This is a genomic window from Candidatus Omnitrophota bacterium (assembly GCA_013791745.1).
In the GTDB taxonomy this organism is placed as follows: Bacteria; CG03; CG03; order CG03; family CG03; genus CG03.
The window spans coordinates 1-14,137 of sequence record VMTH01000151.1 but is presented as its reverse complement, the minus strand read 5'-3'; the positions used below and the strand labels follow the sequence as shown (position 1 = coordinate 14,137).

8 protein-coding genes are annotated in these 14,137 nt (G+C 52.0%); all 8 read right to left on the bottom strand.

The window, feature by feature from the left end; translation table 11 throughout:
• Positions 1-796, bottom strand: a 796-nt coding sequence (locus FP827_07250) for an excinuclease ABC subunit B (protein ID MBA3052862.1), incomplete at its 3' end; no start/stop codon positions are given.
• Positions 797-822: 26 nt separating this feature from the next.
• Positions 823-1,593 (bottom strand): 5'/3'-nucleotidase SurE, encoded by a 771-nt coding sequence (surE, locus tag FP827_07245; protein MBA3052861.1) that lies wholly within the window; start codon positions 1,591-1,593, stop codon positions 823-825.
• Positions 1,594-1,643: 50 nt separating this feature from the next.
• On the bottom strand, positions 1,644-2,000 hold the full coding sequence (locus tag FP827_07240) for a hypothetical protein (protein ID MBA3052860.1): 357 nt from the start codon (positions 1,998-2,000) through the stop codon (positions 1,644-1,646).
• 182 nt (positions 2,001-2,182) lie between these two features.
• On the bottom strand, positions 2,183-3,022 hold the full coding sequence (locus FP827_07235; protein MBA3052859.1) for a DUF3042 family protein: 840 nt from the start codon (positions 3,020-3,022) through the stop codon (positions 2,183-2,185).
• Between the two features lie 42 nt (positions 3,023-3,064).
• Positions 3,065-3,433 carry a hypothetical protein gene (locus FP827_07230; GenBank protein ID MBA3052858.1) on the bottom strand — a complete coding sequence of 123 codons (369 nt, stop codon included), beginning with the start codon at positions 3,431-3,433 and terminating at the stop codon, positions 3,065-3,067.
• A gap of 1 nt (position 3,434) precedes the next feature.
• Complete coding sequence (locus FP827_07225; protein MBA3052857.1) at positions 3,435-4,535, bottom strand: prepilin-type N-terminal cleavage/methylation domain-containing protein; 1,101 nt, start codon at positions 4,533-4,535, stop codon at positions 3,435-3,437.
• Entirely contained in the window at positions 4,532-5,110 is a 579-nt protein-coding gene (locus tag FP827_07220; GenBank protein ID MBA3052856.1) for a hypothetical protein, read from the bottom strand. Before FP827_07220 ends, FP827_07225 begins: the two co-directional genes overlap by 4 nt.
• Positions 5,111-5,198: 88 nt before the next feature.
• On the bottom strand, positions 5,199-14,137 hold an 8,939-nt coding region (locus FP827_07215), incomplete at its 5' end, for a hypothetical protein (protein MBA3052855.1).

Genomic DNA, 14,137 nt, shown 5'->3' with positions numbered 1-14,137 from the left:
GTTCATTCAATTCTTTTTTTATGCCGGAAATGGCTCTTTTTAACCGGGCCTTGCTTGTGACAAAAAATTTTACGGGAAACACCCGCAGTTTTTCCATATCCCTCACCGCCTTGTAGCTGAGAGGGTCGAATTCATAAATTCTGCTCACGCTTTCGCCCTTCCACATTATCCTGAAAGGGTTGGAGCTGGCGGGTGAAAAAATATCCATCGTGCCGCCTTTAAGGCGGAAAGACCCGACGCTGAAATCAATATCATTTCTGCTGTACTGTATGAGCGAGAGCGCTTTCGCGACCGCCGATGGGGAAATCTTCTGGTTCGCGGAAATTTCAAAGGCCATCTCCGACCAGTCTTCCGGCGAACCCAGGCCGTAAATACAGGATACGGTCGCTATCACGATAACATCCTGTCTTGACGAAAGGGCCGCCACCGCCTGAAGCCGCAGCTTGTCTATCTGCTCGTTTATTGAAGCGTCCTTGTCTATATAGGTGTCTGACGACGGTATGTAGGCCTCCGGCTGGTAATAATCGTAATAAGAAACAAAGTAGCAGACGGCGTTGTGAGGAAAAAAACTTTTGAACTCGGTGTATAGCTGTGCGGCAAGAGTTTTGTTGTGAGATATTATGAGTGCCGGGCGACCCCATTGTTCTATCACCCTGGCAAGCGTAAAAGTTTTTCCTGAACCCGTCACGCCCATAAGAGCGAGCGGATGATCTTTTTGAGAAAGACCTTTGAAAAGTTTTTCCGAAGCCTTCTTCTGGACGGGAGAGAGCGGCCACGGCGAAACTAATTTAAACATATAACGGGGTCAGGTCCGCCCCAGCATCACAGCTTAAAATTACTGCCCCGAAGCGCTTTTAAGTCGGTGTGGGATGTGTGATCCAGCGTCACCGGCATAAGTGTGACATAATTATTTTCCAGCGCCTCAATATCCGTGCCCTTTATCATAAAACCGCTGAGCTTCTCCCCCGCCAGCCAGTAGTAGTTGTCGCCTCTCGGGTCTATCCTTTTAATAGCGGCCCTGTCATATATCCGCCGGCCCTGACTGACGATTTTAACGCCCTTGATTTTACCGGGCGCAACATCCGGGATGTTTATGTTGAAAAACGCGCCCCGCGACAATCTTGTTTTTACAAGCTGCGGGAAAATTTTCCGCAGCACTTCCGTGGCCGCGGCGAAATCACGCCTTTTTTTAACAACGAGAGACACCCCCGCGGCTTTCACGCCCATAAAAGCCGCCTCGCGCGCGGCCGCGACCGTGCCGGAATAATTGAGGTCATCGCCCATGTTGGGTCCGGCGTTGATACCGGAAATCACGAAATCGACATCGTCCTTGAACACCCTCAATATCCCCAGCCTCACGCAGTCAACAGGCGTGCCGTCGGAAACATAGACATCTTTCCTGATCTTCCTCAGACGCAGAGCCTTGTGCAAAGATATGGAATGAGAACAGGCGCTCCTCATCCTGTCCGGCAGCACCGCTGCCACATGTCCGAATTCCGAAAGAGCGTCTATGAGAGGCAGCGAACCTTCGGAAAGGATCCCGTCGTCGTTTGTGACCAGTATATTCAATTTTTTTGCCACGCTTTTTTTCATATTCAATCTCCTCTTTTGATCATACTCTTCCCCCGTAAAAGGGGAACCTCTTAATTACTCCCCAATTTTTTCATCGCGCGCCGGGCAAGCCTGCCCTGCGGCCACTTTTCCACATATTTTTCGTAATACTCCACGGCTTTTTCCCTGTCAGCAAATTTCTGATCCAACAGCTCCGCGGCCATATAAGTGGCATCGGGACTTCTTTTGTGGGGTGGAGAGGCGCTCGCGACCAGCTTGAATTCCACAAAAGCCTTCTTCCATTGTCCCAGAGAAAGATAGACATAACCCAGCGCGAATCTCGCCTCGTATTTTTCTTCCTTACTGTGCTTTCCTTTGATAAAATCGTTCAAAAGAGCTTCGCTCTCAAGGTATTTTTTTTCTTTTATCCTCTGTTTTATGATGTCCATGCCTATTTTTTCCGGGACGGCGGGGTTTTGGCCAGGCCTGCTTCCTTCTCTTTGGGCGGCCTGGAAGATGTGTGTCTTTTAAGGGCGACCCCGGCGGCTATAATGATGAGCGCCAGCGTAAAAAAAAAAATGTTTTTTCCGCATAAGCGTATTTTTTATGCCGCTGAGAATCCCCCATGCCTTCATTTTATTTTTAACCGTTCCCGGATCTCGGCGTTTTTGGGCGCTATTTTCGCGGCCGCGCGCCAGTAAGTCTTCGCCTGCTCCTGAAAACCCATTCTCCTGTACGCGTCGCCCAGATACATCAGGGCTTCGGCGTTTTTAGGCTCAAACTTTGAAAGGACTTTCCAGTAAAGTATCTCATTTTTCACGACGGGCTGCTTATTGTTTTTTATCTTCTTCGCCTCGTCATAGGCCTTTTTCTGAGCGCCCTGGCGCCAATAAGCTTTCAGATTGAGTATCCTGTAATGGTCCGCGTTGACCTTGTCTCCCAGGCTTTCTATAACATGATTATTCATCTCTATCAGCTTATCAAACTCCCCCTGCCTGTAATAAAAATCCGCCAGCCTGTCCCGCGCGCGGATCGTCCATTGAGGATCAGTGGCCAGATTCACGGCGTGAAGAAAAAGTTTTCTCGCCCGTTCAGGCGAGCCGCTCTCAAGAAAATAATATTCCCCCACTCTGCAGGCTATTTCACTGCCTCTTTTCCGGGGGAACTCCTTAAGATACCAGTCGGCCGTTTCTATCATCTTTTTTTTATCCTTGGCCGCGTGTATCTCAAAAACCCTGTAAAGAGAAAGTTCCGCCCAGCCGGAAGACGGGCATTTTTTCACTATTTTTTTGTACATCTTTACCGCGGCTTTCATATCACCGGATTTTTCAAAGTCAAGCGCCTTGCGCGTCATCTCTATGGCCGCGCTGTCCTGTTTGGCAGGCGGGATAGATGTCATTTTCTTAAAAGTAAAAACGGCGCCGGCGACGAGCAGAAGGCCTATGACAACTCCAAGGATATATGATTTCATTTGTTTTCTCTCCTCATAATATTCAGGACGCCCACTTTTTCCCTAAGGCTCGACGCCGAGATCTCCTATTTCTTCTATAAGTACGCCCACCGTCGTACCGTCCGGGAGCGTCATCTGCAACAAGACATTATCACCACCGGCAAGTTTATTATCACCCCATGTATATCCGCCGCCGCCGGAATATGCGCCGTGCATTATCTCATAAACGGCCTGGTCAATGCAGGATTTGCCTATTTCCTCGGCGGAACCGTGCTGTTCCTTCTGCACCGCCTGACGGCTCTGGGCGCGCGACCACATAACAAGAGCATAACCTATTCCCGCCATAAAAGTAATGGTTATCACCGCCAGCACGATGGACTGCCCCGCCCGCGCGTCTTTTGCGAAGAGCCGTCCTGTTAATCTTTTCAGCATCTTATTTCCTCGGATACACCGTCTTTCTTATGGTGAATGTCGTGGGGTCTCCGTATTTATCACCCCTGACCTTCGCACCCATCTGCAGTCTAATGGTGATGGGGGAGTTGGTTCCCTCCGACGGCAATTCAATCCTAAATTCAAGTTGCCGCAAATTCTCGGCAAGGGCGTTGTAAAAGCGCGTGGTTATTCCCGCGTCAGGGCTGCCCGCCACATACTCAACGCTGTAGCAGTTCAGTCTTTTGATGACATCGCCGCTCTTCGTATTTCTGTTGTCTATCCTGAACATTGATTCCGGCTCGCCGGGAGCTCCGCCGGAGGTCTGGGAAACATATATGTAGGATGTTACATTCACCGTCAGAGGGGCTACTAAGTCCAGGAGAACGGATTTTATGGGCCTGACCGACACCTCGTCTATGATAACGCCGCCGTTTGTCGTCTTAAAAACAACATTATAATTCGCGGAAGGGGCGAGCGTGTAGGTCGAAACGAATTCAGTCCATGTCGTGGAAGATATTCCCACCCCCGACGCCACATCAAATGCAGGGGAGAGGGGGACGCCGAAAAGTTCCACCGAACCCGTGACATCGGTGGCGACAACGGCATTTGTTGAAGCCTTGGCCTTGAAAGCGAACATCACCTCGGTGCCGGCCGCATCGCCTATGATCTCAAAGCCCTCGCCGCCCGGGCCGATATAAGCATACTGCGAACCGGCGGCATTGAGCGTCACCGAAGCGTAGCCGGAAGCGACAACAGCGCTTGAGGCGGAACGGTTGTACATCACATCCCCATAATCCGCGGCGGGCCACAGCATGGGCTGGTCCCGGTCCAATATATCGTTGTAATAACCCTCAAAGCCGGCGTTATAAATGAGATTCCCCATTGAAAATCTGTAAGCGCCCTGGAACTCCTTGTTTATAAACGACAGAGCGTCCCTGCCGTCCTGCTCTATGGTCATCTTGGCTCTCGCGAACCACCATGTCTTTGTGGCAGACATCATTATTTTTACAAGCGGTATGAATATGACGGCGAGGATAGCCATGGTTATCATCATCTCAACGAGAGTGAAAGCGCCTCTGCGTTTTTCAGATTTTTTCATCATCTGGTATAATCCACTCCGTTATAGAATATGCGCGTTTTTTCCTTTACCGTCGTGCGGTTGGCGCCGCCGCCCTTCCATGAGACCCGAATGGTCACTTTCTTGAAATCTTCCGGACCCGCCACAACATTGGGTACGCCTGTGCGGGGATTTGTAACATACTTAACATCAACTGAAATCCGGTAGGCCTCGTAACCCGGAATAATATTTCCCGACAAATCCCGGGGCGTGTCGTCAAGAATAGCCGAATAATCGTCCATATCATCAAAAGTTGTTTTGTTAGCGGCGTTTTCCGTCGCATCAACGGTCCATGTCACCCACGGCGCACCGGAAGATGCTGATGCCAAGGTGGTTGTAAGATATTCGCCGGGAGAGATGCTGTTCTCGTCCCACTTCTTACGACTTATCTCATCAAATGTCTGCTGTATGAGATTCTCGGCAACCGTCATCTGGGCCAGATGCTGGTTGCCCCTGTTGGCGTTTATAAAAAGCCGCAGCAGCGGCACAAGAGCCAGCAGTATCACCGACACGGTGATCATAAGCCCAACGAGCGTTACGCCTTTTTTGTTTTTACCCATAGCTTTCATTTTAGCAAATTAGTCAAAAATGCGACAGTTTCCCGTGTTACCACTCTCATCATTTCCGCATCACGGCAAAACTTCAATTTCAGTCACCGAGCATTTTCGGCGTGTTGACCTGTATGGAAAGTATGCCGGCGGGCCTTTTCGTGGCCCCGTCTATCTTCATAAAGGCCGTCACCTGGCGCCGCGTATTCCTGTAGTTGACGATGGCCGTTATCCGCACCTGCGCGGGCTTGGCCACCATGCCGGCGAAAAGCGATCTTGTGACCCAGCCGTAATCCCTGTCGCGGTATCTGCCGCCGGCTTTACCCGGACTGGCAACCCCTGACGGAAATTCCGGCAGGTACGGGTCATCTATTTGCGTACCGCCGCTGACCCCTGTCCAGCCCGTAAACTGCCCGGGAGTGGTACTGCCACCACCGCCGCGCTCAGTATAACGCGCCTGAGGGTCGGCGTCGCCGTTGCAGGCCCATATCCTGTAATAGAGATACGGCACTTCCTCAACATTCGGCGGAACGGGGATCCTCGCATACCACTCGGTGCCGGCGGCGTCCTTCGGCGCCATCTCCACAACACCGCTGATCGTTGAGCCGGGATTCCAGTCAGTGCCGCCAGGAACATTCTTATGATAAGCCTCGCCATCAACAGACGCGATTGTAAAAAGCTGTTGTGTCGGCGCATTTCTGAAACCGACCTCATCACATTCAGCGGCAGTAGCCATATACGCAAAATAACACAGAGTGTGATGAGTCCATCTCTTGGCGTCGGTGTAATTGATATTATCGCCGGCGCTGGAGACAACACCGCTGGCAGTGGTGAAGGTTGAAACATTGACGGCGGGGACATTATTCCCAAAATAGCCGTCATTGTCTTCGCTGTAATCTCCTACTCCGGCGGAATTAAAAGGCGCGTGATTTATCGCATCGCCCAGCAGATATTCGTCATAACCCTCTGTAACGGCGTCCGACCAGCCGCCGGGCCAGGTGTTAAAGGGCCCCAGTTTCGCCCCGCCCGGAACAGGGGTTATATATCCGTCAACCGTGTCGGCGAGGCCGATGCTTATCATAACATAACCCACGCTCCTGCCGCAGAGAGTTGTGCTGTCGCCGGGCACGGCGTAGGGCTTCGGCTCCTTCCACACGAAAGGCCTCGTGTAATCGTCCTGAAGCACATGATATGTGAAAGGATTCGTCTGGGCGGCGCCTTCCGAATCCACCACCTGCGCGCCGGAGCCGTTTTTACAGAGATAGCTTATGCCGGAACTTCCCTGACTGAGCTTGAAGTAATATTGGATCTCGGCGTTCTCCGGCATATTCTTCGCGTCACTTGATTCAAGGGCTTTGAGAAAGCTGTATTTCAGCTCATAGGGGCTCATGGAAGTTGAAATATTGATGTTCTCATATGACAGAGGCGCCGTTTTAACGGTAGCGAAATTGTTGTAAGACATCACTACGGAACAGCCGGAAGCCGCCAGGCCGCCGGAGCCGAGGTCATGATAAGCCGTCCTCATGTATATGCCCGGATCCTCGCCGTAATACATATCCGGATTCCCGGCCGCGTCAGGCGTGTCTTCCGTTAAATAAGCGTTGGAGCTGTTGAGCCGGCGCTTATTCCAATTGACGCGCTTCATATCGTTCCGCGGTGTCAGATAATTCTTCAACAGATAACCGGGCATGAGCGGAGCGGACGGATCGTGCCAGAGAGAAGTATAATTGTCCACCATAGTGTCGAGATTGGAATCCCCCACCCCGGGCGCGGCGCTGTAATTGGCGGGAAACTCGCTGTTTTTTGAACCCCTGCCGGTAACGATCTTATCGGCGTTCTCATTTATCGCGTAACAGCGGGCTTTGCCGTTTATCCAGCTGGTGGCGCTTTCCGCTAAGGCCGTCACGCAGGGCTGCACCCAGAAATAAGAACCCGTATCCATTTTCCGGTGCACATCGGCGGGAATCGTTATCGTGACTGTGGACACGCCGCCGGATCCGACCGTCGTCATGTTTCCGGAATCGTAGTTTGTCGGATTGCCGTTTGGAAAATCTGCCGCGCGGAAAAAGAAAGAGTTCGTCACCGTGTTTGTGGAATCAGCATAAGTCACTACGGGATCGAACTGCGAGGAGCTTATCGCATAATAAACCCTCGCCTGGGCAACCGTGGCGGCCGGAGTGGGCCGAAAATCAAACTTTATCTGCACGGCGTCGCTATTAGTTATATCGGTGTATATTGTGCCGTTGCCGAGGTCATCCATTACATTTTCCGTTCCCGTCGGGCCGTATCTCATTGAAAGCCACGACACCCGCGCCGAGCCGAGCGAAAAAAATGTCCAGTGAGAATTGTTATTGCACCAGTCGCCCCATTCTCCGTATGAATCCTTTGCCTTCACCCTCCAGTAATAAACAGCGCCGTCATAAAGGCCGGAGGCCGTGTATGCAGTGGAACTGCCGGAAACGGTGAAGGAAGAGATGATTTGGCCGTCGGGAAAATTAAAATCTTTTGAGATCTGGAACTGATACTGCGCGATCCCGTCACCGTCATAATCTACGGCGCCCTCCCAGCGGAATTCCCACTTATTGCCAGTAGCATTGAGCGGTATATTCTCCGCGTAATCCGCCGGGCTCAACGCATACTGCATAACCGGCGGATAGTTCTCTACCTGATACCAGAATTTCGGCTGGGCGGGGTTGTTGTAAGCCGCAGTTTTTTCAAATATGCTCTCGGCGATTACCGCGCTATTGTCATCGGGCGCCGCCCCGTTGTTCGCGCCGGGATAGATAACGGTTGTTGCCATGCCCTCTTTTTTGAGCTCTATATAATACTCCACGATATCGTCTCTCCTGAAAAACCGGGAATCATCCGACGGCTGGACAAATGAGCAATGCCAGTAATCGGTTGAACCTATCGTGCTGTAATATGTGAAAGTGGACTGATGCGCGAATTCATTGTCACTTGTATACTCTTCGCCATTTGACACGCAGTTCCTGAAATAAAGAGTCGCGTCCAGATCATCGCTGTCTCCGTCATAATCGCCGGGGTCGGCGTTCTTTCCGAAGTAAATGTTTACCGTCTCGGTTCTGGCGCCGTGAGCGGTGTGGATATTAAGGCTGTAATCGGTGTAATACACCGCCTCCCTCATTCCTAAAGTGGACGGATTGTCCGGCAGTGAGGCGATATGAAAAGCGTCTATGAGCTCCACCTCGCCGACAGTGTAGGAGAAACACTGCGTTTTGAGCGTCGGCTTATCCGGCGTCATATGAGAATTATCAGCGCTGTTGGCGTCTTTTATCAGATATGTCGTCGGATAACCGGTCAGATGTGTTTTGATGAAGTAATAGACCGTAGCTTCGTCGTTCTGTACGGGAATGGGATTGGTGGACACTCTTGTCGTGAAATAATTGCCTTCCCTGTCATCATCCGCCGCGCCGACCGAAAATTCCTTCTCAATATCTATTTTTACGCTGCCGGAGGCGGCTGAGCCGTCCGCGGCCATCACCGGAAGAGCGTTCACCGCGTAATAGATAGAAACGGAAGCCGTTGAGGCTTCACAGCCGGCGAATATGTCAACTGTTTGGGTTTGCAGAGGAATAAGCGGATATCTGTAAGTCGAGGGGAAACCGGGGGCGCCTTTGAATTTGACCGGCGGATAATGCCATCCGGCAAGCAGCCCCACGCTGAAATAGGAAGTTTCACCGCCGCAATCAGCCCATGCGGAAGAATCGCCGTCCCTGCCCTCAAAATAGAAATTAACATAATCTCCTGCGACAAAATTCCTTGAAACGGTAAAGTAATTGCCGTCAGCTCCGGCGCTGTCCTGGGTCATGGCGAGAGTCTGATAAGCCCCGCCGTTCAAGCTGTATTTTAATTGGGCCTCAAAAGAACTGTAACCGTTCACATCCCCCGCTCCGCCGCCGGAAAGACAGCACTCAAATGTCACCGTTCCGGGAAATCTGTTTTCGTGATCCGCGGGAGTGTCAGGACGGATGATCTCAATTGTGTCAAGATTCGGCCCGACATTCGGCCCGGTTAAAACTCCGACTAACGGATACCTCGCATAATATTTGCCGTCGGAGAAATGGAAATAATACTCATGTGCGCCGGCCGAAAGAGTGGTCGCGTAGGTGTGCACGCTTCCGTTGTCGTACACCTCGTCACTGGAACCCATTGGATGGCCGGCGTCGCCGTCAATATAAACCTTCGCGCTGGTCGGACGGTCGTTGCCCAAGTCCGTGTAATTCACGCTGAAAGAAAAAGAGGTCGCCGTTGTCCCTTTCGCGGGCGACACGGAGCCTCCGGACAGCGTCGGGGCGCTGGTATTCGGCGGCGGCTCAACAGCTGAAAGCGAATTCTGCGGCGTAAAATAATGGGTGTCTTTGTGAACCACAAAATCGGCGGAGTTATTGTCCGTATCGACGGCATTGCCCTTGTTATTATCCGCGCCTGTAGACACGTCAATAGCGGCGTAACCAGCGGTCATTGATTCCGCCGTTGAGTTCGGATAAGCCTTCCTCTCCATTGACCAGTTACTGTCTATGTCTTTCAGCTCCGAGACACGGGTTGTTTCCGTGCAATCGGAAACATTGCCCGCATTGGTTGTTCCCCACGCAAGTCTGTCTATTATTATGTTGTTATAAAGGATTTGAATGCCTCCCTTTTCAGTCATTCCCTCGGCAAAAAGACAATCCGAAGCCACGGAACCTATCGTATGCGGCACATCGTTATCAGTTATAAGAAAAAATCCTTTTGGCGCGATAGAATTTGAACCCGCATTCGCTGTATAATCCAGTCCGGCGGTTTTAGTTACAAGACTCCACGGACTTCCCGCTGTTATTTTAAGTCCGAGTTTGCCGTCCAAAAGCCATGTATATGTGGTCGGATTATAGAGTTCAATATATTCTATGCCACTGGAACCGTACCCCACACAGACCTCGCTTATGACTATGTGGTCTGTTGTCACAGCGCTTATTGTGAAGGTGGAATCAGACTCGTCAAAATCCGAATAGTCCGTGCCGTCATAGGCCCTTATCCTCATGAGCGCCCCCTCATAGGGAGTGTTCTCAACCGTCCAGGCATAGGAAGATCCCTGAGCGTTGCCCGTTATGCCGTTCCAGCTCACACCGCCATCAACGGAATAATCAATGTCGTAATAAAGCGTATCGCCGTCCGAGTCTGTGACTGTTGACCATGTTATTGTCCACACATCGTCGGCAAAAAGCTCTTCTCCGCCGTTTGGAGAGATCAGAGACGGCGCGGGCGGAGGTGTGTTGATGATGTAAAGTTTGAAGGGTTTGCTCACGGCGTCCGCGGCGAAAGCGCTCGTTGAACTTATGCCGTTTGAATAAAGGTCGTAGAGATATGTCCTGTCAGCTCCGGCAAAATAATCCGCGGCGAGGTAATAGTAGAAAGTCGTGCCGCCGGATTGAGTGATCGTCACCGTGGCATACCAGAAATCGTAAGAAGCGTCGCTGGAATCGTACTGTCCCGCGGCGGCGCTGTAACTCGCCCCGTCGGTGCCCCAGTAAAGCGTAAGTCCGGACTGCGTCGCGGCTTGGGCGCTCTTGCTGTAGAAATAAACTTTTGTGCCCTTATGCACCTCATAAGCGGGATCCCTGTATGTGTGAGAGCCGGAAACAACCGTTGTGGACGAAGGGATGTGCCAGGCCGAAGCCTTGACGGGAGGCGCCGCGGCGGTGCCGGAAACGCAGTTTAATATGGACGCTTCATTTCCCGCTTTATCAACGGCGCACACAACATAGAAATACTCCACCCCTGCCGCAAGGCCTGAATCATCCGTATATGAGGTCGTTGTGGGTTGCGCGATCGGCGTGAGAGCCGCCACCGAGACAATATCAGCCACATCCCTGTAAACATTGTAATGCAGAACGCCGGAAGTGGCGTCGGTGACGGAATTCCACTCTATCGTGATCCTGTCAAATTCCACAACGGGCGGATCAGTGACGATGGTCGCGGGCGGAGGCGTGTTGTCAACATTGACGGAATGATTCCCGTAAGCGCTGATATTGCCGACAGCGACGGCAGCGTCTTTGGCGGCGACATAGAATATGTGACTGCCGTCTGAAAGCGTTTTCGTGTATGTCAAACCTGACTGAGCAACAGCCGCACCGGTATCGTAACGGACAAGATAGGGTTCCGTGGCGTGGAGGCCCGAACCCGGGTCCGTCACAGCCGTCCAGCTCATTATAGGATTATTGTCCTGAGTCCAGTTTGAGCCGGAAGCGGCAATCCCGTCGTCGGGTGAAGGCGCCGGCGGGGGCTGATTGTCAACGCTGAAGACGGATGAAACCGACCATGCCGAATATTTGTGCAGGTTATAGTCTTTTGCCCTGGCCCTTAACCAGACCGTGGAATCCTGCTTTATGCAGGAGGCGCTGTTCCATGTGTATGTGTATGTGCCTGTTGACGGGGCAAGTGATGAGCCTGCTGACGGAGGAGCATATTTCATTCCCGCGTAAAGCCACGGGCCTGATGCGGAAGCTGTTGAATAATAAAACTCAACCGACATAACGGAATCGTCGTAAGGACTCCCGTCGTTATCCCAGGCCGTCGCCGAAATATCAAAAGCTCCGCCATTCCAGCCCGAGGGCGAGGCGACACGGCATTCAGGCGCTGTGTTAGGCACGGGAACGCCCGGAGAAACATATCCGTAAAAAGAATCGCCCACCGTGGGTTCGGAAGCGTCCGCAAACGACGCCGGGGATTCGTTGCCCGATTTGTCCGTCTGGAGAACGCACACCCAGTAGGTTGTGTTGTTGTCCAGCTGCCTTCCGTGCGAATAAGTCGTCAGTTCCACCTGCACGGTGCCCTCGCCTTTGGTTTTCACGACTTTTTCGGCGAGAATGTTTATGTCCTCGTCGATAAGGCCGTCGCCGTCATCGTCAATGCCGTTGAATATTTCCTCGTCCACCGCTTTATCGCCGTCGTTGTCGCACGCGTCCGAAAGATTCGTCTGGCCCGTGTCTATGAATTTCTGCTTCACGGCCATGGCGTTGGCGTAATTCTGCAGCGTGGAGATAAAAATGTAATATCTTGAAAATTTCGGGTCAGTAGAAGCGTCAAACTCAACTGTTATCTTTCCGGAACCGCTGCCGTAAGCGTAAACATTGCTCACGGCGTCCGGCGCGTCCATGTCGGCTGAGGGATCTTCCGGGGTGCCCCCGTCGGAGTCGCTGGCGAGCTCGTGCAGTCTCATAAGATAGCGCATATACTGCCTGGCGAGTATATCATCACGAATAAAAAGATAATTTTCGTCGGTGGGGTCGGAAGAAACGCCGCCGGAAATCGTCCTCCAGTCCATGGAGCCGGTCGCCACTATTTCCTGATCTATGACCATGAGCTTTGACTTCAGCATAGCCACGCTGTTGTCCAGCCGGACATTCATTCCCAATTGATCAAGAAAATTATACGGCGAACCGCTGTATTGATCAGTGTCAAAGAGAAGACGCACCACCTGTCCCTCGCCCCTGGCATCCCTAAGGTCGTCTTCAAGACTCGGCAACTGCGAGTCCGTAAAAATGTATATCGCGCCTATGCAGGACTCGGCGGCGTTCTTTACCTTATAACGCAAACCGAAGGAAGAGGCGTCTTCTATAGCGTTGGAGCCGGTAAAATAAAATTCAACATTATTCCCGCTGACATCCTTTGAACCGTTACGAGTGCTGGCGACATGGAATTTGCCGTCATTGAACATATCCAGAAACTGATTTTCATAAGCCAGCGCCACGGCCTCATCCTGAATGATTATCGCATCGTTGTCATGCCTGTCAAAGCCGCCGCCGTCGCTGTCCGTCCAGTCCGCCGAACCTGTCCAGACATATTTGCCGTCAATTACGGCGAACTTGTTGTTCATAACGGGATAAACCGTGCCGTCGTCCTTCACCGTGATTCCCGCCGCTTTCAGGGCGTTTACCGCGTCCGTGGCATTGTTTTTCCGGTCGGTTATCACCTTGACATTACCGGCGCCGATTGCCGCCGCCCGCGCTATGAGCGAATCCGTTATTGAATTGCCGGCGGGGTCATCGTCGGTCAGCTCATAAATCGCGACATAACATCTGCTCTGCGCGGAATTTATGAGCGCGACAAGGCGCTGGTTCATATAGGGCGCCGCGCCGGCGGGAAGGTTGTTCCCGGGAGTAAAAAGCGGCTCACAATAATAATCCGTGCGGGATAAGCGCGGATCCCCGATAGTGGCGGGAGTAGCCGAATCGCAGTTTGATATGCCTGATTCGTTCGTCGCCTCGTCAAAAGCCGTAATCACATAATAATATGTCGTGCCGAAATTCACGGCGGGGTCGGTGTAGCTTCCCGCCGCAGCCGCGAGAGAATTGCTCAGCACGGTCACATTGGCGGCGTACTGATTCGTTATCGTAAAAGTCGCTCTGTAAAGCGCCTGATGCGAAACGCCGGTAAAAGCATCCGTTCCCGGAGTCCAGATGAGCCCAATGTTGCTTCCCGAGGACGATGCGGCAAGATTGACAACGGCGCCGGGAGGCGTTGTGTCGATTATAAGCGTTCTGTAAGAAGCATAACTTCCATCCAAATCCGACGCGTCCCATGTCTTGACTTTCCAGTACCAGGTTCCCTCAGGCATCGCAGTGGTATAAGAAGCTACGGCCGTGACGGTCTTCCCCGAATCGTAATCTATTGAACCAAAACCGGAATCATTGTCAGCAACCCACTGATAAGCGCTCTGCGTATCGCCGGAATTAAAATCCGAGAATGTCCATGTAAATATAGGGCCAATATCATCGGAGATATTGCTGTCGGCGGGACTCGTCAGCGCCGGAGCGTAAGGCGGCACATTAACTGTCGTCGGAAAACCGCTTACAAGCACATTATCCCATTTTACGCCTTTGGTTCCGGCATTAGTGTAGCCCTTTATCTGCAGGGCAAGAGTATTCCCCTCCAGACCGGTTACCTCCGTTGAATGTGATATTTGAAAAGTTCCGCGAGTTGAGTAAAAAAGCTGATAAGCTCCACCGTCAATACTATAATAGGCGTCAATCCCTTCAGTGC